Origin of the sequence: Aquilutibacter rugosus, from assembly GCF_036541335.1 — a bacterium.
GTDB lineage: Bacteria > Pseudomonadota > Gammaproteobacteria > Xanthomonadales > Xanthomonadaceae > Aquilutibacter > Aquilutibacter rugosus.
Genome location: NZ_JAZHBO010000001.1, coordinates 1,070,194 through 1,093,395, shown reverse-complemented (window position 1 = coordinate 1,093,395; position 23,202 = coordinate 1,070,194). Strand labels below are relative to the sequence as shown.

Annotated in this window: 30 protein-coding genes and 1 tRNA gene; 18 read left to right on the top strand and 13 right to left on the bottom strand. The window is 60.2% G+C overall.

Features of this window, described 5'->3' with window-relative positions; all coding sequences use genetic code 11:
* Positions 1-129 precede the first annotated feature (129 nt).
* The 8 genes from rplL to V3390_RS05050 form a co-directional block, all read right to left on the bottom strand.
* Complete coding sequence (gene rplL / locus V3390_RS05085; RefSeq protein WP_331689282.1) at positions 130-501, bottom strand: 50S ribosomal protein L7/L12; 372 nt, start codon at positions 499-501, stop codon at positions 130-132.
* Positions 502-555: 54 nt separating this feature from the next.
* Positions 556-1,158, bottom strand: coding sequence for a 50S ribosomal protein L10 (gene rplJ / locus V3390_RS05080; RefSeq protein ID WP_331689281.1), 603 nt, complete (start codon positions 1,156-1,158; stop codon positions 556-558).
* 306 nt (positions 1,159-1,464) lie between these two features.
* Complete coding sequence (gene rplA, locus V3390_RS05075) at positions 1,465-2,163, bottom strand: 50S ribosomal protein L1 (RefSeq protein ID WP_331689280.1); 699 nt, start codon at positions 2,161-2,163, stop codon at positions 1,465-1,467.
* 10 nt (positions 2,164-2,173) lie between these two features.
* Positions 2,174-2,602: a 50S ribosomal protein L11 gene (rplK, locus tag V3390_RS05070; protein ID WP_331689279.1), complete on the bottom strand. Its 429-nt coding sequence runs from the start codon at positions 2,600-2,602 to the stop codon at positions 2,174-2,176.
* Positions 2,603-2,987: 385 nt separating this feature from the next.
* A complete protein-coding gene (gene nusG / locus V3390_RS05065) occupies positions 2,988-3,560 on the bottom strand; it encodes a transcription termination/antitermination protein NusG (RefSeq protein ID WP_331689278.1) in 573 nt (190 codons plus the stop codon).
* Between the two features lie 31 nt (positions 3,561-3,591).
* Positions 3,592-3,978 carry a preprotein translocase subunit SecE gene (gene secE / locus V3390_RS05060; protein WP_331689277.1) on the bottom strand — a complete coding sequence of 129 codons (387 nt, stop codon included), beginning with the start codon at positions 3,976-3,978 and terminating at the stop codon, positions 3,592-3,594.
* A gap of 66 nt (positions 3,979-4,044) precedes the next feature.
* Positions 4,045-4,120: transfer RNA gene (locus tag V3390_RS05055), tRNA-Trp, on the bottom strand.
* 107 nt (positions 4,121-4,227) lie between these two features.
* Entirely contained in the window at positions 4,228-4,800 is a 573-nt protein-coding gene (locus tag V3390_RS05050; protein WP_331703604.1) for a HutD/Ves family protein, read from the bottom strand.
* Positions 4,801-4,861: 61 nt separating this feature from the next.
* Here V3390_RS05050 and V3390_RS05045 point away from each other — a divergent pair, with 61 nt between their 5' ends.
* The 4 genes from V3390_RS05045 to murU all read left to right on the top strand — a co-directional run bounded on the left by V3390_RS05045 (position 4,862) and on the right by murU (position 8,455).
* Positions 4,862-6,355, top strand: coding sequence for a M20 family metallopeptidase (locus tag V3390_RS05045; protein WP_331703603.1), 1,494 nt, complete (start codon positions 4,862-4,864; stop codon positions 6,353-6,355).
* A gap of 74 nt (positions 6,356-6,429) precedes the next feature.
* Positions 6,430-6,660 carry a GlsB/YeaQ/YmgE family stress response membrane protein gene (locus tag V3390_RS05040; protein WP_331689274.1) on the top strand — a complete coding sequence of 77 codons (231 nt, stop codon included), beginning with the start codon at positions 6,430-6,432 and terminating at the stop codon, positions 6,658-6,660.
* 69 nt (positions 6,661-6,729) lie between these two features.
* Positions 6,730-7,743: an aminoglycoside phosphotransferase family protein gene (locus tag V3390_RS05035; RefSeq protein WP_331703602.1), complete on the top strand. Its 1,014-nt coding sequence runs from the start codon at positions 6,730-6,732 to the stop codon at positions 7,741-7,743.
* 4 nt (positions 7,744-7,747) lie between these two features.
* Positions 7,748-8,455, top strand: a complete 708-nt coding sequence (gene murU / locus V3390_RS05030; protein ID WP_331703601.1) for an N-acetylmuramate alpha-1-phosphate uridylyltransferase MurU — start codon at positions 7,748-7,750, stop codon at positions 8,453-8,455.
* Positions 8,456-8,461: 6 nt separating this feature from the next.
* On the opposite strand, the gene V3390_RS05025 is transcribed toward murU, so the two are convergent.
* The 3 genes from V3390_RS05025 to V3390_RS05015 are packed head-to-tail and all read right to left on the bottom strand — an operon-like array spanning position 8,462 to position 11,659.
* On the bottom strand, positions 8,462-9,178 hold the full coding sequence (locus V3390_RS05025; protein ID WP_331703600.1) for an HdaA/DnaA family protein: 717 nt from the start codon (positions 9,176-9,178) through the stop codon (positions 8,462-8,464).
* Positions 9,168-10,343, bottom strand: coding sequence for an AI-2E family transporter (locus V3390_RS05020; RefSeq protein WP_331703599.1), 1,176 nt, complete (start codon positions 10,341-10,343; stop codon positions 9,168-9,170). The genes V3390_RS05025 and V3390_RS05020 overlap by 11 nt, the downstream gene beginning before the upstream one ends.
* A 5-nt stretch (positions 10,344-10,348) precedes the next feature.
* Positions 10,349-11,659, bottom strand: a complete 1,311-nt coding sequence (locus V3390_RS05015) for a DUF2066 domain-containing protein (RefSeq protein ID WP_331703649.1) — start codon at positions 11,657-11,659, stop codon at positions 10,349-10,351.
* 150 nt (positions 11,660-11,809) lie between these two features.
* Here V3390_RS05015 and purM point away from each other — a divergent pair, with 150 nt between their 5' ends.
* Genes purM through V3390_RS04995 form a run of 4 tightly spaced genes read left to right on the top strand, consistent with a single transcriptional unit; the run spans position 11,810 to position 15,050 of the window.
* Positions 11,810-12,862: a phosphoribosylformylglycinamidine cyclo-ligase gene (gene purM / locus V3390_RS05010; RefSeq protein ID WP_331689269.1), complete on the top strand. Its 1,053-nt coding sequence runs from the start codon at positions 11,810-11,812 to the stop codon at positions 12,860-12,862.
* A 10-nt stretch (positions 12,863-12,872) separates the two neighbouring features.
* Positions 12,873-13,556 (top strand): phosphoribosylglycinamide formyltransferase, encoded by a 684-nt coding sequence (gene purN, locus V3390_RS05005; protein WP_331703598.1) that lies wholly within the window; start codon positions 12,873-12,875, stop codon positions 13,554-13,556.
* Positions 13,557-13,575: 19 nt separating this feature from the next.
* A complete protein-coding gene (locus V3390_RS05000; RefSeq protein ID WP_331703597.1) occupies positions 13,576-14,370 on the top strand; it encodes a DUF3108 domain-containing protein in 795 nt (264 codons plus the stop codon).
* On the top strand, positions 14,367-15,050 hold the full coding sequence (locus tag V3390_RS04995; protein ID WP_331703596.1) for a DUF3108 domain-containing protein: 684 nt from the start codon (positions 14,367-14,369) through the stop codon (positions 15,048-15,050). The genes V3390_RS05000 and V3390_RS04995 overlap by 4 nt, the downstream gene beginning before the upstream one ends.
* Before the next feature lie 15 nt (positions 15,051-15,065).
* Here V3390_RS04995 and murA read toward each other — a convergent pair whose 3' ends face one another.
* Together murA and V3390_RS04985 are read right to left on the bottom strand one after the other, a co-directional pair.
* Complete coding sequence (gene murA / locus V3390_RS04990; RefSeq protein WP_331703595.1) at positions 15,066-16,349, bottom strand: UDP-N-acetylglucosamine 1-carboxyvinyltransferase; 1,284 nt, start codon at positions 16,347-16,349, stop codon at positions 15,066-15,068.
* A 32-nt stretch (positions 16,350-16,381) separates the two neighbouring features.
* On the bottom strand, positions 16,382-16,621 hold the full coding sequence (locus V3390_RS04985) for a BolA family protein (protein WP_331689264.1): 240 nt from the start codon (positions 16,619-16,621) through the stop codon (positions 16,382-16,384).
* Positions 16,622-16,685: 64 nt separating this feature from the next.
* Here V3390_RS04985 and V3390_RS04980 point away from each other — a divergent pair, with 64 nt between their 5' ends.
* From V3390_RS04980 to V3390_RS04935, 10 genes are all read left to right on the top strand, one after another.
* Positions 16,686-17,690 carry a KpsF/GutQ family sugar-phosphate isomerase gene (locus tag V3390_RS04980; protein WP_331689263.1) on the top strand — a complete coding sequence of 335 codons (1,005 nt, stop codon included), beginning with the start codon at positions 16,686-16,688 and terminating at the stop codon, positions 17,688-17,690.
* Positions 17,691-17,698: 8 nt separating this feature from the next.
* Positions 17,699-18,331: a KdsC family phosphatase gene (locus tag V3390_RS04975; RefSeq protein ID WP_406805122.1), complete on the top strand. Its 633-nt coding sequence runs from the start codon at positions 17,699-17,701 to the stop codon at positions 18,329-18,331.
* The gene (gene lptC / locus V3390_RS04970) at positions 18,328-18,897 is read left to right on the top strand and encodes an LPS export ABC transporter periplasmic protein LptC (protein ID WP_331703594.1); all 570 of its coding nucleotides are present in this window, start codon (positions 18,328-18,330) and stop codon (positions 18,895-18,897) included. The genes V3390_RS04975 and lptC overlap by 4 nt, the downstream gene beginning before the upstream one ends.
* Positions 18,887-19,405 carry a lipopolysaccharide transport periplasmic protein LptA gene (gene lptA, locus V3390_RS04965; protein WP_331703593.1) on the top strand — a complete coding sequence of 173 codons (519 nt, stop codon included), beginning with the start codon at positions 18,887-18,889 and terminating at the stop codon, positions 19,403-19,405. The genes lptC and lptA overlap by 11 nt, the downstream gene beginning before the upstream one ends.
* 3 nt (positions 19,406-19,408) lie before the next feature.
* A complete protein-coding gene (gene lptB / locus V3390_RS04960; protein WP_331689260.1) occupies positions 19,409-20,128 on the top strand; it encodes an LPS export ABC transporter ATP-binding protein in 720 nt (239 codons plus the stop codon).
* Positions 20,129-20,242: 114 nt separating this feature from the next.
* Positions 20,243-20,569 carry a ribosome hibernation-promoting factor, HPF/YfiA family gene (gene hpf / locus V3390_RS04955; RefSeq protein ID WP_331703592.1) on the top strand — a complete coding sequence of 109 codons (327 nt, stop codon included), beginning with the start codon at positions 20,243-20,245 and terminating at the stop codon, positions 20,567-20,569.
* Positions 20,570-20,634: 65 nt separating this feature from the next.
* Complete coding sequence (hprK, locus tag V3390_RS04950) at positions 20,635-21,594, top strand: HPr(Ser) kinase/phosphatase (protein ID WP_331689258.1); 960 nt, start codon at positions 20,635-20,637, stop codon at positions 21,592-21,594.
* Positions 21,591-22,478, top strand: coding sequence for an RNase adapter RapZ (gene rapZ, locus V3390_RS04945; protein ID WP_331703591.1), 888 nt, complete (start codon positions 21,591-21,593; stop codon positions 22,476-22,478). The genes hprK and rapZ overlap by 4 nt, the downstream gene beginning before the upstream one ends.
* A gap of 46 nt (positions 22,479-22,524) precedes the next feature.
* Positions 22,525-22,917 carry a PTS sugar transporter subunit IIA gene (locus V3390_RS04940; RefSeq protein ID WP_331689256.1) on the top strand — a complete coding sequence of 131 codons (393 nt, stop codon included), beginning with the start codon at positions 22,525-22,527 and terminating at the stop codon, positions 22,915-22,917.
* Positions 22,918-22,926: 9 nt separating this feature from the next.
* On the top strand, positions 22,927-23,196 hold the full coding sequence (locus V3390_RS04935; RefSeq protein ID WP_331689255.1) for an HPr family phosphocarrier protein: 270 nt from the start codon (positions 22,927-22,929) through the stop codon (positions 23,194-23,196).
* Positions 23,197-23,202 lie beyond the last annotated feature (6 nt).

Below are 23,202 nucleotides of genomic sequence, written 5' to 3'. Positions count from 1 at the left end.
ACGACGCTTGTCCTGTTTTACAAAATCACGGTGTTGCCTTAAACGACCAAAGGCCAGGGGCGAAAGCCCCTAGCCTTGGCATGCCAGCACGCCCCCCGGATAACCGGGGAGCGCGAGGCCGGTACAGCATTACTTGAGTTCGACAACCGCACCAGCGGCTTCGAGTTCTTTCTTGAACTTCTCGGCATCTTCCTTCGAAGCGCCTTCCTTGACGACTTGCGGTGCAGCTTCGACCATGTCCTTGGCTTCTTTGAGGCCCAGACCGGTGATGCCGCGGACGGCCTTGATGACTTCAACCTTCTTCGCGCCGGCTTCCTTGAGGACGACGTTGAATTCGGTTTGTTCTTCGACGGCTGCAGCAGCGGCCGGGCCAGCTGCCATGACGACCGGAGCTGCGGCGGTGACGCCGAAGTGGTCTTCCATGGCCTTGACCAGTTCCATGACTTCCATCAGCGACTTGGCGCCGATGGCTTCGATGATTTGTTCGTTCGAAAGGGACATTGTATTTACCTTTGGAAATTGCTTATTGAGTGATGTGGATGAAGGCGGGACCGATTATTCGGCTGCCTTTTCCTCGGTCGTTTCTGCGGCAGCTTCAGCAGCAGGAGCGTCGGCAGCGGCTTCAGCAGCCGGTGCGTCTTCCTGTGCCGGAGCGGCGACGGCGCCACCTTCTTCGAGCTTGTCGCCGATAGCCTTGACCACGCGTGCAACGCGGGTAGCCGGTTCGACAAGTACCGAAAGGAGCATCGACAGTGCCTGATCGCGGGTCGGCAGCGAAGCCAGAACTTCGACATGCGAAGCCGGATACGCGGTACCGCCAACCACCACAAACTTGGCGATCAGCTTGTCGTTGCCCTTGGCGAATTCCTTAATCACGCGGCCTGCTGCGCCCGGTTCTTCAGTCGAGAACGCGTACAGCAGCGGTCCGACCATGGAGTCCTTTACGACTTCATAATCGGTGCCTTCGACAGCGCGAGCAGCGAGGGTGTTCTTGATGACTTTCAAGAACACGCCTTCTTCGCGAGCCTTTTTACGCATAGCGGTCAATTGCTCAACCGTGGTGCCTGCGTATTCGGCGGCGATGAGGGAATGTGCCTTGGCAGCGACGTCAGCCACTTGGGCGACGACGTCTTGTTTTTGAGAGAAATTAAGAGCCATTGCTTCCTCCTATATGAACTCCGCTCACGGCTCCTGCCGCTTGCGGTCCAGATCGACATCCGTCCTGGACATCGGGGGCTTTGAAACCCCACTGGTGGCACCTTTCAGAAAGTATTCCGGAAGGGCGACCATCTACGCCGGCTCACCTTGCGGTGGATTAAGCAGCAGCTGGGTCTACGACGGCGAATCCTTGCCAAATGGAGCATCCTGCCCGTCGTCGTTGACTTTGCTACCGCGCCTGCGGTCTTTGATGACTCACCCGGGCTGAAGCCCGAGTGGCGCCTTCAAAATTGGTTTACAGCGGTATTACTTGAACGACAGCGACGACTGGTCGACGATGACGCCCGGGCCCATCGTCGAGGAGATCGAGACCTTTTGCAGGTATTGACCCTTGGACGTGGCCGGCTTGGCCTTGACCAAGTCGGCGAGCAGCGCATTCAGGTTTTCCTTCAGGCGCTCGTCGGCGAAGTCAGCCTTGCCGATGGTGCAGTGAATGATGCCGGCCTTGTCGGTACGGTAACGGACCTGACCGCCCTTGGCGTTCTTGACAGCTTCGCCCACGTTCGGGGAAACGGTGCCCACCTTCGGGTTCGGCATCAGGCCGCGCGGACCGAGAACGGTGCCGAGCTTACCGACGACGCGCATGGCATCGGGGGTTGCAATAACGACGTCATAGTTCAGATCGCCGCCTTGCATTTTTTCTGCCAGATCGTCCATACCGACGACGTCGGCACCTGCAGCCAGAGCCTCTTCGGCCTTGGCGCCGGCCGGAGCAAACACGGCAACGCGAACGGTCTTGCCGGTGCCTTGCGGCAGCACGGTCGAACCGCGGACTTGCTGATCCGACTTCTTGGCATCGACGCCCAGACGGACGGCAACGTCAACGGATTCAACAAACTTAGCCTTGGTGGCGGTCTTGATGATTTGGATGGCATCGTCGAACGAGTACGACTTGCCGGGTTCCACAGCGGCCTTGATGGCCTTAATACGCTTGGTTTGTGCCATTGTTCAGTCCTCAGCCTTCAACCGTCAGGCCCATCGAGCGGGCAGTGCCGGCGATCGTGCGAACGCCTGCTTCGATTTCAGCCGCCGTCAGGTCGGCTTCCTTTTGCTTCACGATTTCTTCGAGCTGGGCGCGGGTCACCTTACCCACCTTTTCGGTGTTCGGGCGCTTGGAGCCCGAGGTGACACCTGCAGCCTTTTTCAGCAGCACCGCAGCCGGGGTCGACTTGGTGATGAAGGTGAAGGTACGGTCGGAATAAGCCGTGATGATGACCGGAACGGGCAGACCCGGTTCCAGCTTTTGCGTAGCCGCATTAAAGGCCTTGCAGAATTCCATGATGTTCAGGCCGCGTTGGCCCAGTGCCGGACCAACCGGCGGCGACGGGTTGGCTTGACCCGCCTTGACTTGCAGCTTGATATAGCCAATGACTTTCTTTGCCATTTGATTACTCTCTCCGGGTGAAACGCCTTAAAAACAAGGCTCCCCATCGGTTTCCGGGAAGGATCCGCGTCCCGGCATCACGGTTACAACTCCTGACATTTACGAAGGCAAAATGGCCCCGAGGCGACGCAAATCGCCCCAAACGGAGTCAGGGAGTTCGATATTATGCCCCAATTATCACCATTGTTCAAGCTCCTATTCACCACCCTTTTATGAACCGAATTCCGGTTCCAGGCGGAAATCTAATGACTCTTCAACAAATCAGGGCACGAGTAGAGGGCGGCATCACCTCGGTCGGCGCCACTCTGCCAAAAAAACCGGCGACCCTGAGGCCGCCGACTTTTTTGATTTTTGATTTTTGATTTTCGTTTTACCGAAAAGGCCGTCAGGCCTTTTCGACTTGTCCGAATTCCAGCTCGACCGGCGTGGAACGGCCGAAAATCAGTACGGCCACGGTCAGGCGGGACTTGTCGTAATCGATACGCTCGACCACACCGTTGAAGTCGTTGAACGGGCCTTCGACCACTCGGATCATCTCGCCGGGTTCGAACAGCACCTTGGGACGCGGCTTTTCAACACCTTCCTGCACGCGCTGCAGAATGACGTCGGCCTCTTCGTCCGAGATTGGCAGCGGGTTATCAGCGGTACCGCCGATAAAGCCCATGACCTTAGGGGTTTCCTTGATCAAGTGCCAGGATTCGTTGTCAATGCGCGGAATGCCCGAGTCATCGGTAACGGCAATCTGTACCAGCACATAACCGGGGAAGAATTTGCGCTCGCTGCGACGCTTTTGGCCCGAACGCATTTCCATGACTTCTTCAGTCGGGACCAGTACGTCGCCGAAGCGGTCCTGCATTTCAGCGCGTTCGATGCGCTCTTTAAGGGCGCGTTGCACCGACTTTTCAAAGCCGGAATAGGCATGCACCACGAACCAGCGCTTGTTGATCGAATCGTTCATTGACTCAGGAATCTCCGTATGTTTCGAGGGCTTAGCCGCCCAGCACCAGCTTGACGGTTTGCGAAATAATCAGGTCGAAGGCGGCCAGCAGCAAGCTGATTACGGCCACGGCGATGACCACAACCCAGGTGGTTTGCATGGCCTGCTGACGCGTCGGGCGGACCATCTTGCGCAGTTCAAAACGCGTCTCCTTAAGGAAGACGCGAGTGCGCGGGCCAAGGCTCGAGGTCAGGTAGACCAGAGCGGCCAGCACGATACCGCCGATGGACATGAGCAGACGCAGGAACTTGTTAGGCACCTGCGGCTCGTAATAGTTGTAGGCAAAAATGCCGGCAGCCACCAGAGCCACGGCCAGGACCAGCTTGACCCAATCGAGCGGGGACAGCTTAGTACCGGAGGATTTGACGAGTGTGTTCATTGAACGCGTCCAAAAATACTCAAACAAAACGAGCGCGCCACATACACTGCGTCGCGCTCCGCAAAATGGCACGCCAGGAGGGACTCGAACCCCCAACCTGCGGTTTTGGAGACCGCTGCTCTGCCAATTGAGCTACTGGCGTGTAGGCATAACCTCAATAAATAAGTGCGTCCTTGCGGCGCGCCTTGCCCATTAAGGGTTCGATAGTTTAACTGATCGTTCGGGCAAATGAAAGACCGAGCCGATCAACTATAGGGCATGCACCACGAAGGCCACCACAGCGCCCCGGTCCGCGCCAAGGCGGATTTCGGCATCGCCCGTCGCCTGCAACAGCCCCACTGCCCCCTGCGCCACCGGCAGGTCGCCAAGGACACCGTCACCCTGCAGCGCCAGCAAGCCCAGCACATCACCGGCTTTGATCCTCCGTGTGACCGGGCCAGGTAGCGTTTCGGCCTGCACTTGCACGCGCTCACGGCGACCCATCAGGTTCAGATCCCACGATGGTGGGGCGTCGACCTGGCCTTCGAACGGAATACCGCCGTCAAATGCCAGCGCCTGCAGGGGCTGCAAGGTCACATCGGCGCCGCCGCCGCGCAGACGCAAGGTGCCCGGCCCGAGAAACGTCAGCACGCGATCAATCCCGTCGAAGGCGGAAAAAGGGCCGTCCCCGTCCAGGCGCGCCATGGACAGGCGCCAATCCCAATCGTCACCGGCCACGCGCTCCAGCCCGCGGCCGCGAAAGATGTCGAGCGTAATGCCGCCTCCGTTTTTCCACGGAATGGGCACAAAGGAATCAGTGGGGAGCAGCACAGTGGAATACACGATACGGTCCTAACGCCACACGGCGTAAAATGAAGGCAAGTTCATCGTAAGGATACCAACCGTGGATTCCGCTCAAATTAGTGCCTTTGTCGATCGCAAATGGGACGAGGAAATCGTGCCGCAACTGATCGAGTACATCGCCATCCCTAACAAGTCGCCCATGTTCGACAAGGACTGGGTCGCCAACGGCCACATGGACCGCGCGGTGGACCTGATGACCGGTTGGGCCAAGGCGCAGAACATTGAGGGCATGCAACTCGAGGTGGTCCGTCTCGAAGGCCGCACGCCGCTGATTTTTATCGAGATTCCTGCGGCCAACGGCGGTAGCGACACCGATCCGGTCCTGCTGTACGGCCACTTGGACAAGCAGCCGGAAATGACCGGTTGGGATGAAGATCTCGGTCCATGGAAGCCGGTACTCAAGGGCGACAAACTGTACGGCCGCGGGGGCGCGGATGACGGCTATGCCATCTACGGCTCGCTGACCTCGATCATGGCCTTGCGCGATCAGGGTCTGGCCCACAACCGCTGCGTCATCCTGATCGAAGCCTGCGAAGAATCCGGCTCCTATGACTTGCCGGCGTATGTCGATTATCTGGCGCCGCGCATCGGCAAGCCGTCACTGGTGGTGTGTCTCGATTCGGGTTGCGGCAACTACGATCAACTGTGGTGCACGACTTCACTGCGCGGCCTGACCGGCGGCAATCTCGACGTGCAAGTGCTCGAAGAAGGCGTGCACTCCGGTGATGCATCGGGCGTGGTGCCCTCTTCGTTCCGTATTCTGCGCGACTTGCTGTCACGCATCGAAGACAGTGAAACCGGCAGGGTTCTTCTCAAGGAGCTGCATGCCGAAGTGCCGGCCGAACGCATGGTGCAGGCCCGTCGTGCCGCCGAAGTGCTCGACACCGCGGTCTACGGCAAGTTCCCGATGGTCGACGGTCTCAAGCCCATGAACGATGAGCTGCTGGAACTGGTGCTCAATCGCACCTGGCGTCCGGCCCTGTCGGTCACCGGTATCGATGGCATGCCGCCGCTCGAATCTGCCGGCAACGTGTTGCGTCCGCATACCGCCGTCAAACTGTCGATGCGCTTGCCGCCCACTGCCGACGGTGCAACTGCCGGTGAGGCCATGAAGACCGCCTTGCTGAAAGATCCGCCGTACGGCGCCAAGGTCACTCTCGAGCTCGAAAAGGCATCGAGCGGCTGGAATGCACCGGCCATGTCCGAGTGGCTCAGCACCGCCATCGACGATGCATCGCAAGCGACGTTCAAGCAACCCGCCATGTACATGGGCGAAGGCGGCTCGATTCCCTTTATGGGCATGCTCGGCGAGAAGTTCCCGGGTGCCCAGTTCATGATCACCGGTGTGCTGGGACCGCACAGCAATGCGCACGGTCCCAATGAGTTCCTGCACATCCCGATGGGCAAGCGCGTTACCGCCTGCGTGTCCCATGTGGTGGGCCGTCATGCCAAGGCCAGCGCCGACGGTCTGACCGTCGGCGTTGCGGTCGCTGCCGACAGCGGTACGCGACATGGCGATCACGGTTGCTGCTGACTTGCAAATCAGTAATCAAACCGTTGTACTCTAAGCCAGTTGTTCCCTAACCTTTCAAGCGGAGTCAAACAAGCATGAGCATTATTGCAACGATCGTCGGCGGCGCCATCATTGGTGCGGTGGCACGCATGGTCAAGCCGGGCGCAGACCCGATGGGCTGGATCATGACCATCCTGTTCGGCATCGCCGGTGCCTTTATCGGCAGCTACATCGCTCACGGCGGTCTGTGGGGCTGGCTGGTTGCCGTCGTCATTACGGTCGCCCTGCTGTTTGGTTGGGATGCACTCAAGCGCCGCGGCGTCTGATTGCAACACCCCGCCACAGCAAAAGCCCCGGTCCGGTACCGGGGCTTTTTCGTTCTAAAATGAGCTCCTATGACCGCCGACTCGCCCGCCTCCACCGACTTGCGCGCCGATGCACGCAATGCCTTCGCCCGCAACGCCACCGGCAATCCGGAACTGCAACTGGAGCGTGCCTCCATGGATGCCGGTTTTCGCAGTTACTGGCGCGCTGATGATCGCGGCACGTCCATCATCGTTATGGACTCGCCGCCCGACAAAGAAGACGTCAAGCCGTGGCTGATCATTCGCGACCAGCTGGACAATGCCGGCGTGCGCGTCCCGCAAGTACGGGCACGTGATATTGAGGGCGGCTTCCTGCTGCTCGAAGACCTCGGCACGCAGACGATGCTGCAGGCAATCGATTCGCTCGACGTCGACACCTGGTTTGAACGGGCGATTGACCAGCTGCTGAAAATCCAGGCAATGCCGGTGCCGGCGGGATTGCCCTCGTACGATGAAGAACTGCTCAGCCGTGAGCTGCGTCTGTTTGACGAATGGTATCTGGGTCGTCATCTGGGGCTGTCCCCGGACTGCGGCACCATGGAGTCGCTGGATCTGGTGTATCGCCGTCTGATGGATCAGATCCTGCAGCAGCCACGTTCGGTAGTGCATCGGGATTTCATGCCGCGCAACCTGATGCCTGCGGGTGATGAGTTGGCTGTTCTTGATTTTCAGGATGCGGTGCACGGTCCGATCGCGTACGATCCGCTGTCGCTGTTCAAGGACGCGTTTATCTCGTGGCCCGAACAGTTCAGCGAGTCGCACTGGCAGCGGTATCACCAGCGCGCCTTGGCAGCCGGCTTGCCGATCCGTGCGGACTACAACGAGTTCCGCAAAGACCTGGACTACATCGGCATTCAACGTCATCTCAAAGTGATGGGCATCTTTGCGCGTCTGTGTCACCGTGACGGCAAGCCAAAGTATCTGACGGACGCACCGCGTTTCGTCGCATATCTCGATCAGGCCGTGCCGAAGTATCCGGAGCTGGAACCGCTGCAGCAAGTGCTCGACCGACTGGTCAAGCCGTCGCTAGCGGCATCGGTCTAAACCCATGCAGGCACTGATTTTTGCGGCGGGTCTGGGTGAGCGCATGCGTCCGCTTACCAATCACACGGCCAAGCCGCTGTTGCCGGTCGGTGGTAAGCCGCTGATCGAATGGCATCTCGACAACTTGAGCGCCATGGGCGTGTCCGATGTCGTGATCAACATCTCCTGGTTGGCCGAGCAGTTCGAACCGGCCCTGGGTAACGGTGATCGTTGGGGTTTACGCCTGCATTACAGCCACGAACCGTATCCACCGCTGGAAACCGGCGGCGGCATGCTCAATGCCTGGCGTCTGCTCGATCCGACGCAGCCCTTGCTGGCCATCAATGGCGATGTGTGGACCGACTTCGCCTTCGGCGCGCTTGCAGCGCTTGAACCGGGTCAGCTAGCGCAGTTGGTGATGGTCGACAACCCGGTCCACAACGCCGGCGGTGATTTTCACTTCAACGGAAATGGTGTATTGAGCAGCGAAGGCGATCCGCGCCTGACCTTTGCGGGCATCGGCCGGTATCACCCCGAGCTGTTTGCAGACTGGTCAGCGTATGCAGAACCGACCGGTCGCGCAGCCGATGACCTGCCGCGCTTTAAGCTGGCGCCATTGCTGCGCAGCGCGATGCAAAAGGGCTTAGTGCGTGGCCAGCATCATGCAGGACGGTGGACTGATGTCGGTACGCCGGAGCGACTGGCCGAACTCGACACGCAGTTGCGCGGTTAGAACGCCTTAGCGCAGCTGATCGCCAATCGTTTCGCGCACAAACGGCAGGGTTAACTTCTTCTTGTGCACGGACGAAGCGTGATCGAGTTGTCGCCACAGCCCCATCAGCACTGTTAAACGGCGATCTGCGCGGGTCAGCAGCCAATCCAATGCGGCCTCATCGAACTCAAGGCCTTGCGACTGAGCACGTAGACGTAAGACTTCGCGGCGGCCCTCATCGCCCAGCATCTGCAAGGGCACGCGCACGGCCGCATTGAGGCGCGACACCAGATCCGGCAAGCCGATTCCCAACTCGGCCGGTGATCGTTGAGACGCCAGCAGCACACTGGCGCCGCGTGCACGCGCATGATTCAACAGATGAAACAGCGCGACCTGTCCGTTCGAGTCATCGGCCAGACTTCCTAACTCGTCGATCGCGATGAGTTGCGCGTCTTCTGCCGCAGCCAGAGCATGTTCCGCGTGACCGCCGACCGCATTGAGCGCGACGTATGCGACGCGCTTGGATAGCTGCCGCGCACCGTGACAGGCCGCCAACAGCAGATGCGTCTTGCCGGTATCGGCCGCGCCCTGCAGCAGACAGACCGTCGGTTGCACTAATGCGTCCTGCACCACCGCCAACGCCGTTGCGCCGGTCGGCGTCACGAACGTCGCAAAGCGCTGCTCCGGCTGGAAACGCAAATTCAGAGGGATCTGGGCCGCAACGCCCGGAGACTTATCCGACATCAGACTCGTTACGGATGACCTCGGACAACGCGTGCGGATTGGCCAGGACGATGGAGGTCTCGGCCTCGTCCTCGCCGCGGTACAGATCGCTCTGTACGTAGCGCTCGTGCGCATAGCGCAGCAGCACGTTGGCAACGGCAGCAACCGGCAGCGCCAGCAGCATGCCGACAAATCCGAACAGTTGACCACCTGCCAGCACGGCAAAAATGACCGCCACTTGGGACAGACCGATGCGGTCACCGACCAGGCGCGGCGTCAGGAAATAGCTTTCGATCACTTGCCCGATACCGAACACGATCAGCACATACATCACATGCTGGACATCACCGTACTGCACCAACGCCGCCAGGACGCCCAGAATGATGCCGCTAGTCGGACCGAGATACGGTACAAAGGTGGCCAGTCCGGCAATGATGCCGATCAGAAGACCCAGACTGATGCCGGCCATCCACAGCCCTGCACCGTACAGCACCCCCAGAATCGCCATCACCAGGAACTGTCCGCGCAAAAAGCCGCTCAGCACGGCCGACGATTCGCGCGCCAGACGGTCTACGGTTTCAATATGTTCGCGCGGCACCAGTGATGCGATCTTGGTGACGAGTAAATCCCAGTCGCGCAGGTAAAAGAAGGTCAGAATCGGAATCAGCACAAGGTTGCCGACCATCATCGCAACGGCAAAACCCGAGGTAGTCACATACTGCAGTACGGTACCCGCAAATGAACCGGCGGTCGACCAATGCTGACGCAGCATTTCGATCAGATGATCCATATCAAGGGTCGAACGGAGCCGCAAACCCGTCTTGGCATCTATCCATGGCAGCAAGGTCTTGTCGAACCAGGCTTTGTAGGTGGGCAGTGCATCGATCAGATAGACAACCTGCCGCTGCAGCATGGGCAACAGCAGCAGCACCAGGAACAGCGCCAGGAAGCACATCACCAGCGTCACGATCGTGACGCCCTGATTGCGTGTGCGGCCCTTGGCTTCGAGCCAGTCAACCACCGGATCGCCGAGCCAGCCGAGCATGGCGGCGACGATAAACGGCACCAGAATCGGCGAGAGCAGATACAGCAGCGTCAGAATGGCGACCGCAATTGCCACCCACTGCAGACGTTGCAGAAACTGCGCAATGATGGCCAGCGAATTGCGGGCGTGGGGTGATGGCATGGTCGTTAGAATTCTTGGCCGGTATTGGCCGGTGGTTTAGTTTCGGTCGGGGCAGGTGTACCGCCGCTGGCGCCCTTGGTCCCTGCTGCGGGTGTTGCCGATTTCGACTCGACAGGTTTCGTGTCAGCCGGTTTGCTATCACTCGAAGCCGGTGGCACCCGCGCCGCCGGTTGCTGCATGACGCGGGTCGCACCGCTTTGCAGGCCCTGCAACGCGATGGCTGCGCGCAGCGCCGACGGATCGCCCTGATAGGTGATCTCAACCGTCACGCCAGCGGGCGTAGTGGCTACCGTCATCACCGACTTCACTCCATCAATAGCGTTCAGTTTACCCATCAGCACCGAGTAATCGGCACTGTTTTGAATGCCTGTGAACGACTCGCGTACAACGCTGACGCCGGGCGCGGCTGCAGCCGTTTCGGTTTGCTGATCTTCTGCACCTAGGCGCGCCTTTTCGGCTTCCATCTCGGCAAGCTGCTCTTCGGTCAACGGTGGCGGTTCCGGCGGACGACCTGCAATCGCATAACGGCGAATTAGCGCATCGGCAGAACCGTTGCCACCATCAGCCATCACCTCGAACGGATCCGTACCCTCGCTCGACCACTCGCGCAACTTGGTCCCGCGATCCATGAAGGTCCAATCGGCCTTCCAGCCATCGCCGCTGCGACGCATGACGCCGATCAGTTGCGTGTCACCGACATAAGCCGCTGACGCCGCGGAGACCGCACGCCAATCCTTGCGCAAAATGGCGCCGGTCAGAACCTTTTCTGCGGCATTGCCCTTGGGCAGCACAATCCGAATGCCGCGATACAGTCCGCGATCAAGCAAGGCATGCGCTGCACTGCGCTCGCGATAGCTGACCAGTCGCGGGCTCTTTTTGCCGTCATCAACCACCAGCCAGGCTAGCGGTTGCTGCCGCGGCTCCGGCCAGATTTGCAGCCCTACCCGTTTAGCCAGCGCGCGCACCCGATCGGGATAGAACTCCACAATCATGTTGGTACCGAACGAAGGAATCCCCGCCGCGTTCAGTCCCTCTTTCTGGACAAAATCACTGCTCTTGACCAACGAACGTGCCTGCTTGAGCTCCGGACCCAGGTACGGTCGCGACTTGACGCCCGGGTCGCCGGAAACGCGTTCCAGCACCTGCAGCAGCGCACGCGCCGTGCCATTGAGCGTGTCGCCGGGGCTTTGACTCTTAACGCGCACTTCGGCGGTGTACAGCGGATCGGCGGCTGCGGCAAGGAGCGGCAGTACCGACAGCACTACGCCCAGCAGCAGGCCGCGCAAGGAACGGAAACGGAGATTTGGAATGTGCATCAAGGGCCGAATAGTTGGCAGTTCTCTGCAAATGATGCCCCAAAACGGCGCAAGCCGTCACCTGTAGCACCCCTGCGCAGCAGGTCATTGCTAAAATGAAGGCCCCTCCTACCGCCGTGACTGCCCGTGAGCCCGACCGATTCCACCTCTATGACGTACAAGGATGCCGGCGTGGACATTGATGCAGGCAATGCCCTGGTCGAGCGGATCAAACCCTTAGTTAAGCGGAGTTTCCGTCCCGAAGTCATGGGCGGACTCGGTGGTTTTGGCGCCATGTTCGATCTGAGCGGCAAATACCGCGAGCCGGTTCTGGTCTCCGGCACCGACGGCGTGGGCACCAAACTGAAACTGGCGCATCAGCTGAACCGCCATGACACCATCGGGATTGACCTGGTGGCCATGTGCGTCAACGATGTGCTGGTCCAAGGCGCCGAACCCCTGTTCTTTCTCGATTACTTTGCCACCGGCAAGCTCGATGTCGATACCGCCGCCGCAGTGGTTGGCGGCATTGCCGAAGGCTGCATCCGGTCCGGTTGCGCCCTGATCGGTGGTGAGACGGCCGAAATGCCCGACATGTATGCCCCGGGCGAATACGACCTGGCCGGCTTCTGCGTCAGTGCCGTCGAAAAATCCCGCATCCTTGATGGCTCGCGCGTCCAACAGGGCGATGTGCTGATTGGCCTGGCATCAAGTGGCCCGCATTCGAACGGATACTCGCTGATTCGTCGCATTGTAGATCGCGCCGGTGTCACTGCCGAATCGACCCTGTCCGATGGCCGCAAGGTGCTCGACGCGCTGATGGAACCGACGCGTCTGTACGTCAAGCCGATTCTGGCCGCTTTGCAGCAGTTCAATCGTGACGAAGATGGCCAAGGCGATATTCACGCCATGGCGCATGTCACCGGTGGTGGCCTGACCGAAAACATCATCCGCGTGGTCCCCGATGGCCTCGGCCTGGAGTTGTCCAAGGCTTCGCTAACTCTGCCGCCGGTCTTTGCCTGGCTGCAGGAACAGGGCCAAGTGCAGGACGCTGAAATGTGGCGCACCTTCAATTGCGGCGTTGGCTTCGTCCTGATCGTCAAACCGGAACAGGCAGCCGCCGTTGAACAGTGGTGCAGCGATCAGGTGTTGGAACCGCGTCGGGTTGGTGTCGTCACCGACAACGCTGCAACGGATCTGCACGACCGCGTCGTTTACCGCTGAGATCCGGCAGATGACGGCTCGCACTGCTCCGCTGCGCTTAGCCGTCCTGGCGTCCGGGCGCGGTAGCAACCTGCAGGCCATTCTCGATGCCATCGAACAGGATCGCCTGCACGCGCAAGTGGTCGGCGTGTTCAGCGACAAGCCCAACGCCAATGCACTACGCCTCGCGCATGAACGGGCCATCCCGGCGCAGTATGTTGACCCGCTGGCGTATGCCGACCGCAGTGCCTTCGACACGGCATTGTTTGCCCGGGTAGACGAGTGTGAGCCCGATCTGATTGTCTGCGCCGGATTCATGCGCATTCTCTCTCCGGCTGTGGTCGAAGCGCACGCGGGCCGCATGATCAACATTCATCCGTCCTTGCTGCCTAGACACAAAGGCCTGCGCACACATCGGCAGGCGCTGGCAAGTGGCGATTCGGAACATGGTGCCAGCGTGCATCTGGTCACGGCCGAACTCGATGGCGGACCGGTGCTGGCACAGGCGCGTATCTGCATTGACAGTGACGATACCGAGGAGTCGTTGGCCGCAAGAGTCCTGCGTGTAGAGCACCCTTTGCTGATTGCGTGCCTGAACGAATGGCAAAGAGGATACTTCCGATATGCCGCGCCACAGCTGCTATACAGGGAGCGCGTGCTGGAATGTCCACTTGACTATGAATACGACTCGGATTCCCCACTCGCCCCTTTTTAAAGGCAGCCGGAGTAACACCATGCGCAACACCTTGCGAATTGCTTTATCGCTGGCGGTACTGGCGCTGCCTGCGGCCGCCATCGCGCAATCCCAGGTCGCCCTGCCAACGCAGACCACCGCCGATGTCTCGGCCGTGGCCCCGCAAGGCCATGCGCTGACGCCGTTCGTGGCGCAGTACAAAGTGGTGCGCGGTGGCGTCAGTTTGGGTCAGGCCACCCTGCAAGTGCATCCTACCCAAGGTAACCGCTGGCAGGCCGATCTGCGCATGCGCGGAACCGGCGTCATGTCGCTGGTCGGCATCCATATCGACAGCAGCTCCGTATTTGACCTGGTGGGCGAACGGTTCCGGCCGATTTCGCAGGCTACTACGCGACGCGCCAGTCTGTTCGGCAGCAAGCAAGCCGTGGGCATCTATGACTGGACGGCACGCACCGCCAAGTGGAGCGGTGACGTCAAAGAGGCACGCCGTCGTCCGGTCGCGCTCCAGGACGGCGATCTCAACGGCCTGCTGATCAATCTTGCCGTCGTCCGCGATGCGCGACCGGGTGCCGCCTTGAGCTATCGCTTCGTGGACGAAGGCCGTGTCCGCAACCACCGGTACCGCGTCGCTTCGGCTCCCGAGGTGATCACAGTAAATGGCCTTGAATATCAGACCTACCGCGTTACCCGCACCGATGCCGGTCACACCAGTGACGAAACCGTGCTGTGGGTAGTGCCGGGCGGTGACACGCCGATCCGCATGCTGCAGCGTGAAGACGGCAAAGACATGTACGACCTACAATTGCTTGAGTATCAAAAAGGAGCGACGCCATGACGCGCAACCTCAAATCCCTGACCCTGATGGCCGGTTTGGCCGCCACGCTGATCGCCGCGCCTGCAGTGGCCGCCGTATCAACGGTGAATGCCAACTACAAAGCCAACTATATGGGCATGAGTGCCACCGGTAGGATTTCGGTGAGTGCTATGGGTGGCAACAAATACAAGTCCACGCTGAGTGTATCCAACGCGCTCGGGTTCACTTCGCAGGTCACCGTGTTCGACGAAGCGCACGGCACGCTGCGGCCGCTTAGCAGCACCGACTCGAACAAGTTCATGGGCAAAAAGTCCGACGTCAAAGCCAACTACGACTGGAACGGTGGCGTGGCCCGTTGGGACGGTGACGATCTGTCGCCTGAGAAAAAGGGACCGGCGCGGATGCAAGCCGGCGACATGGATGCCCTGCTGCTGAATCTCGCCATCGTGCGTGACTTCGCGGAAGGCCGCCCTTTGACCTATCGCATGCTAGAAAACGGCAAGGCCTCGACCTTGCGCTTTACTCCTGCCGGCAAGGAAACGGTCACCATTGGCGGCAAGACGGTGACTGCCACCAAACTGGTTGGCAGCGGCACCAAGTCGCTTACGGTTTGGGCCGCACCCGGTTATTCGGTGCCGGTCAAGATCGTCAAGGCGATCGACATGGGCAAGCTGACGCTCACCCTGTCTTCGGTCAACTGAGTTTCGCTCCCGCTGTCAGTCGACTCGGCGGATCGTAGCGCCCAGTCCTGACAGCTTGGCTTCGATGTTTTCGTAGCCGCGGTCCAGGTGATAAATACGGTCGACGAGCGTATCGCCGTCGGCCACCAGACCGGCCAGAATCAGCGACGCCGAGGCGCGCAGGTCCGTTGCCATGACCGGTGCAGCGCTGAGCTGCTCCACCCCGCGCACGATGGCCGTATGGCCATCTACACGAATGTCAGCGCCCAGGCGCTGCAGTTCGCTGACATGCATGAAGCGGTTTTCAAAGATGTTCTCGCGGATCACGCCGGCACCTTCTGCGATGCAGTTCAACGCCATGAACTGGGCCTGCATGTCAGTCGGGAATGCCGGATGCGGTGCGGTGGTGATGTCCACTGCCTTAGGACGCTTGCCGCGCATATCCAGATGGATGCGATCGCCGTCAACGGTGACCTCTGCGCCGGCTTCACGCAATTTATCCAGCACTGCATCCATCGTTTCCGGACGCGAGTTGACCGTGGTAATCGAGCCGCGGCTCATGGCCGCCGCAACCAGAAAGGTGCCGCATTCAATGCGATCGGCGACCACATCGTGCGTGGCGGCGTGCAATCGCTCGACACCGTGAATTTCAATGCGCGGCGTGCCGTGGCCAAAAATGTTGGCTCCCATAGCAATCAGGCAGTCGGCCAGATCGACAATTTCCGGTTCCATCGCGGAGTTATCGAGCACCGTGGTGCCTTCGGCCAGTACGGCGGCCATTAACGCGTTTTCCGTGGCGCCGACCGAAACGATTTCAAACGTGTGATGCGCACCCTTCAGGCGATCACCGCGGGTCTTGGCCTTGATAAAGCCGTGCTCCACGGTCACATCGGCACCCAATGACTGCATAGCCTTGATGTGCAGATCAACCGGCCGCGAGCCGATTGCGCAACCGCCCGGCAGAGACACTTCGGCCTGACCGTAACGGGCCAGCAACGGCCCCAGCACCAGCACGGAGGCGCGCATGGTCTTGACCAGCTCGTACGGTGCCACATGCGAATTGACTGTCGAAGCGTTGACCGTCACCTCGCTGTCAGGGCCGCTGCCAAACCGCTCGGGGTCATAGCTGACGGTAGCGCCGAGACCTTCGAGTACTTTCTTGGTGGTCTTGACGTCGTGCAGGTTCGGCACGTTGCGAAGTGTGACCGGTTCGTCGGTCAGCAAGGTGGCGCACAAAATCGGCAGGACGGCGTTTTTGGCGCCGGAGATCAGCACTTCGCCGTGGAGAGGACCGTTGCCGGTGACCAGAATCTTTTGCATGTAGGGATATCCTTGCCCGGAATGGGGGAAAATCAGGCGGCTTCGCCGGCCTCTGCGGGAGTCAGCGTCTTTAGGGCCAGCGCATGAATCTCGTTGCCCATTCGCGTTCCCAACGTAGCGTAGACCATGCGGTGACGTGTCAGTGGCAATTTGCCCTGAAAGGCATCACAGATGACTGTGGCCTCAAAGTGGACCCCGTCATCGCCGCTGACCGTGGCCCGGGCGGACGGCAGTCCGGTTTCGATCAGGGACTTGATTTCCGCTGGATTCACGTAATGGCCTAAAACTTCGTAGAATGAACGGATTAGATTAGCCCAAAAAGGACGCTTTCGCCGAATGGCCAAGCTTGCGGACGCCGCAATGGCATCGAATGCACCGGATTTGCTGGCCACCGCTCGGCGCGTCTTCGCGATTGAGATCGGCGGCTTGCAGGCCAATTCCGATCGCCTCAACGGCGATTTTGAACAGGCCTGCCGGCTGATCCTGGCCTGCCGTGGCCGCGTGGTCTGCCTGGGTATGGGCAAATCCGGCCATATTGCACGCAAAATCGCCGCCACTCTGGCCAGCACCGGCACGCCCGCCTTCTTTGTTCACCCCGCCGAGGCAGGTCATGGCGATCTGGGCATGATCACCGACCAGGACGTCGTACTGGCTCTGTCGTATTCGGGCGAGTCCGATGAGATCCTGATGCTGCTGCCGGTACTAAAGCGCCAGGGCAACCCGCTGATCGCCATGACCGGGCGTCCGTCGTCCTCGATGGCGCAAGCCGCTACGGTCCATTTGGACACCAGCGTGCCCGAGGAGGCCTGCCCGCTGCATCTGGCCCCTACCGCCAGCACCACGGCCGCCTTAGCCATGGGCGATGCGCTAGCCGTCACCCTGCTCGAAGCCCGCGGCTTTACCGCCGACGACTTTGCGCGCTCGCACCCCGCCGGTGCCCTGGGTCGCCGCCTGCTGCTGCACATTACCGATGTCATGCATTCGGGCGCCGCTGTACCGCGCGTGCTGCCCTCGGCCACCGTGTCGGAGGCACTGGTCGAAATCAGCTCCAAACGCCTGGGCCTGACAGCCGTGGTCGACACACAGGACCGTCTGCTAGGCCTGTTTACCGACGGCGACCTGCGCCGCACGCTCGATGACGATGCAGTCGATCTACGCAGCACGCCCATCGAACGGGTGATGACGCGCTCGCCCAAGACCATCCGCTCCGATGCGCTCGCCTCCGAGGCTGCTCAGTTGATGGAATCCCATAAAATCTCCGGTTTACTGGTTGTCGATAAGGACCAGCGCGTCGTCGGCGCCTTGAACATTCACGATCTGTTGCGCGCCCGTGTAGTCTGATGAACGACATGAACTCCGATTTCTCCCCCACCGTCAACGCCTACATGAGCCAAGCTGTCAAGGATCGCGCCGCGCGCATCCGGCTGGCCTGCTTCGATGTCGACGGCACCCTGACCGATGGCCGCCTGATCTTTGACAGCCAAGGCCACGAGCTCAAGGCTTTTCATGCACACGACGGCCAAGGCCTGGTTCTGCTGCAGCGTGCGGGTGTCACAGTGGCCTTCGTTACGGCACGCGTCTCGGCCGTAGTAGAACGCCGCGCCCGCGAGCTGGGTGTCACCCAAGTGCATTTAGGCGCCAAGGACAAACTGGCGACGGTCCGCAAACTGGCCGATGAAATGGGCATCGGGCTCGATCAGGTGGCCTTTATGGGCGACGACGTTCCGGACCTGCGCGCCATGCGCGAGATCGGCCTGTCGGTAGCCCCGGCCGATGCCCACCGTTGGACCTTAGAGGCCGCCACTTGGCGCACCACCCTACCGGCCGGTCGCGGCGCCGCGCGCGAGCTGTGCGATCTGATCCTCGAATCTCAGGGCCAAGTCGAGACATTGCTCAATGGCATCGTTCAAGCCGACAGCAATGTGGATCCGACGCATGTGGCGCCGTTCGTGGTGCCCGAATCGACCGGAGCATCGGCATGAAATTCAACTGGCGCGTCTTAGTCACATTGCTACTGGTTGTCTTTGGCATTGCGGCCACATACAACCTGCTGACGCGCGGCAAGGTCAACACGACCGTGACCTCCACCGGCGGACTGCCCGACTACGTGCTGTCGGATTTCGAACTGGTGGCCCTCGATGCCACCGGCCAAGAGGCATTCACCGTGCGCGCACCCTCGCTAGTACGCGATGAACTCGATCAGCACTTGGACCTGAAAACGCCGGTGTTCCGCATCCCGCCGAGCGCCAAGGGCGGTTATGCCGTTTGGGATGTCATTTCCGAGACCGCCTGGGTCGGCAGCGACAATCAGGAGATCCGCCTGCGCGGCAAGGTGGTGGCCAACACCAAAACGCGCGACGGCAAGCTGCTCAAGGTCAGCACCGAGCAGCTGAACGTATTCCCCGAGAAACAACTGGCTGTTGCCCCTGTTTTGGCGACGGTTAACCAACCCGGACTTACAATCACGGGTCAGAACGGGCTGGAAGCGGAAATGCAAACCCAGCGCGTGACATTTAGAACAATGAGGGCTCACTATAATGGCCGTTAAGGCAATCAACAAGACCGCCGCCGTTGCGGTTGCACTGTCGGGTCTGCTGCTGGCAGGTTCGGCGTGGGCACGCTCGTCGGACCGCAATCAGCCCATCGACATCTCCGCCGATGCCGGCGTGATGGAACAGGCCGCCGGTAAGCCCAGCATCGTCACGGGTAACGTGGTGATCACGCAGGGCTCACTGGTGATCAACTCGTCCAAGGGCACGGTCTACTCCAACGACGGCGATGTCAGCCGTGTGATCCTGACCGGCTCTCCCGTTCGTCTGCAGCAAACGCAGGACAACGGCGATCCGCTGACCGTCAACGCATCGCAAGCGGACTACAACTTGAACACCGATATCGTGGTGCTGACCGGTAACGTTCGCATTTCGCAACCGAGCGGGAACCTGTCTGCCCCGTCGGCCACCTACAACATGTCCACCGGCCGTTTTGTGTCGCAGGCATCGAGCACCGGCGGCCGCGTCAAGATGCGGTTCGTTCCCAAGAGCAATCGCGGAGGCTAAGGCATGCTCGTCGCACAAGGATTGCGCAAGTCCTATCGCAACCGCGAAATCGTCAAGGATTTCGGGCTGACACTGGATGCCGGCGAAGTGGTCGGTCTGCTGGGCCCCAACGGTGCCGGCAAGACCACCTGTTTCTACATGATTGTCGGACTGGTGCCTGCCGATGCCGGCAGCATCGTGCTCGACGGCAACGACATCAGCAACGAGCCCATGTATATGCGCTCCAAGTTCGGTGTCGGTTATCTGCCGCAGGAGCCGTCGGTATTCCGCAAGCTCAGTGTGCGCGACAACATCCGTCTGGTGCTGGAACTGCGAGATGATCTCGATGCCGCAGGACGTGATCGTGAGCTCAACGAACTGCTCGAGGAACTGCAGATTATTCATGTCGCAGATCAGGCGGGTGCGTCGCTGTCCGGCGGTGAACGTCGTCGTGTTGAAATTGCCCGCGCACTGGCCGGCAAGCCGCGTCTGATGCTGCTCGATGAACCCTTCGCCGGTGTGGATCCCATTTCCATCGGTGAAATTCAGCGCATTATTACGCATCTCAAGAATCGCGGCATTGGCGTACTGATTACCGACCACAACGTGCGCGAAACGCTGGGCATCTGTGATCGCGCATACATTTTGTCCGAAGGCCTGGTCCTGGCACAGGGTTCACCGGATTCGCTGCTGGCCAATCCCGATGTGCGCCGTGTGTATCTGGGCGAAACCTTCCGCCTGTAAGCCCGCTCACAATGCGGCTGAACTCCGCCCTGCCGATTCCTCTTCGGCGGGGCTTGTTTTTTTGTACTGAAGTGCCATTCTGTAAGTGTGTCCACAACCGAACAGGAGTAGCTCATGCGTCTGGATATTCATGGCAGCGGCATCGATGTAACAGATGCGATTCGCGACTACGTCAACTCCAAGTTCGAGCGACTCAAGAGGCATTCCGATAAATTGCTCAGCGCCCGCGTTGAACTGCGTGTGGACAAGCAACTGCAAAAGGCCGAATCCAACCTCCATATCGCCGGCAAGGATTTTCATGCCGATTCCGAGGGTCAGGATCTGTACGCTGCCATTGATTTGCTTGCAGACAAGCTCGATCGGCTGATCATTAAACATAAGGAAAAGCAGCTCGACATTTCCCGTCGCAGTGAGGGTCTCGGCCGCGCCATTGATTTGTAGTTCCCGAACTGCAGTTTCATCGGTAGAATGAGGGTCACACGCCGCGATCGGATTGTGACCCTTCTATGAGTGAGTTTCATGCCAGCGTCACTGCCGGCGAAATCTTCGAACGGCAAAAGGAGCGCCTGCAGTTAGTTTGGGCAGCAGGGCGCTCCGGTGCGTTCCGCATCATTGAGTCCACCGACTCCAAATCGCGTCGGCCGTCGCTGGCGGGGTACCTCAATATCATCTATCCCAATCGGGTCCAGATCCTGGGCACCGAGGAACTGGCGTGGCTCGACAGTCTGGATTCGCGCCAACGCTGGGAGACCATCCAGAAAATCATCCATTTCGAGCCGGCTGCACTGATCATCTCCAAGAATCAGGTCGCGCCTTCGGACCTGGTGGAGGCGGCCGAGGAATCCAACACTCCTTTGTGGGTCTCAAGCCAGCGCGGTCATGAGCTGCTCAATCAACTGCAGTATCGGTTGGCGCGCGAGCTGGCACCGCGCATCAGCCTGCATGGTGTCTTCATGGAGATTCATTCGATCGGTGTATTGATTACCGGCGAGTCCGGCTCCGGCAAGAGCGAGCTGGCGCTGGAGCTTATCACGCGCGGTCATCGCCTGGTTGCCGACGACATGCCGGAATTCACCCAGATTGCACCCGATGTGCTGGATGGCACCTGCCCTGAAATGCTGCAGGACCTGATCGAAGTGCGCGGCTTAGGGGTGCTCAATATCCGCCAGATGTTCGGTGATACCTCGGTCAAGAAGAACAAGTACCTGCGACTGATCGTGCACTTGGCCAAGCCAACGACCGAGGTACCGGCCGCCGGTATGGAGCGACTGATCGGTGACAATGCCACGCGCCGCATCCTCGAGCTCGACGTACCGATGATTACCCTGCCCGTGATGCCCGGCCGCAATCTGGCGGTTCTGACCGAATCGGCGGCCAGACTGCACGCCCTGCGCATGAAGGGTATCAATCCTGCAATTGCGTTCGTCGCGCGTCACTCGCAACTGCTCAAGGACAATCGGGCATGAGTACTTCGGCGACCGGCCTGCAGAAGCTAGTGGTGATCAGTGGCTTATCCGGTGCCGGCAAGTCCGTTGCACTGCGCACCTTCGAGGACCTTGGCTACTACTGCGTCGACAACCTGCCGGCCGAATTACTGCCTGCGTTTCTGTCCACATTCGATAACGAGGATCTCACCCGCACGACCTCGCTCGCCGTGGGCATTGATGCCCGCAGTCGCTATGGCCAGTCACGCAATCTGGCGCAATCCCTGCAGGAACTGCGCACCGGCGATCTGGACATGCGCGTTGTGTTTTTCGACTGCAGCGAGCAGGTGCTGCTCCAGCGCTTTGCCGACACCCGCCGTCGCCATCCGCTCAGCAACAGCGGCCTGCCGCTACTCGACGCCATTCGCGAAGAGGCCCGCATGCTGGCACCGGTTCGTGAGATCGCCGACATGGTGCTGGACACGAGCCACCACAACGTGCATCGCCTGCGGCGCGATCTGCTCTCGCATTTCAGCTCCAACGAGGTGGGCAACGTCACCTTGCTGTTCGAATCCTTCGCCTACCGTCACGGCATTCCGGGCGAGGCCGATTTCGTATTCGATGCCCGCGGCCTGAGCAATCCGCACTGGGATCCGGAGTTGCGCGCAATGACCGGTCGCGATCCGCGTGTTATTGAATATCTCAATGCGCAGGACGAGGTCCAACTGTTTACACAGCAGGTCCGCGACTTGCTGGATTCGTGGCTGCCGCGTTTGGCCCGCGACTCCACGCGCAGTTACATCACGGTGGCGTTCGGCTGCAGCGGCGGCAAACACCGCTCGGTTTATCTGGCCGAACATTTTGCGGCCTGGGCCCGCGACAGGCACTGGCCGGACGTGGCAGTGAATCACCGCGAAATTGAATGATCACTTCGCCATCGGATTTCCATAATTACCTGTTATCGTTTTTGTAATGAGTGTCGGTGTTCTGATGGTGACGCACCCCGGGGTGGGGCCCGCCCTCCTCCAGGTCGTCCAACGTATGTTCCCTAATCTGCCGCTGCCGGTTGGCGCGGTGGAGATCGGTTATGACGGCACTGCCGAGCAAATGCTGCCGCTGGCTTCTGCGGCCATGCGCAAGGTCGATCAGGGCGACGGCGTCCTGTTGCTGGTGGATCTGTATGGCTCCACTCCGAGCAACGTGGCCCGTCAGCTGCAGCAGATCAGTACGCGCTGCCGGCGTGTGTCCGCACTCAATCTGCCCATGCTGTTGCGGGTGCTCAACTACCCGGAACTGGATTTAGAGGGCCTGCAGGCCATGGCCGCGCAGGGCGGAAGAATTGGAATTGTCCTGGATGACGCATAGGAACGCTGAATGATCGAAACCAAACTCACCGTTTCCAACCAGCTGGGGCTGCATGCCCGCGCCACGGCTAAGCTGGTTCAGCTGCTGGCACCGGCACAGAGTGCCTGCACACTCATCGCCAAAGGGCGTGAGGTCAACGCCAAAAGCATCATGGGTGTCATGTTGCTGGCGGCCGGTCTGGGCACCGAGGTTCTGTTCCGCGCCGATGGCCCCGATGAACACGAGGTCTCGGCCGCCGTTGCGGATCTGTTCAACCGCAAGTTTGACGAAGAACAGTGACGGACT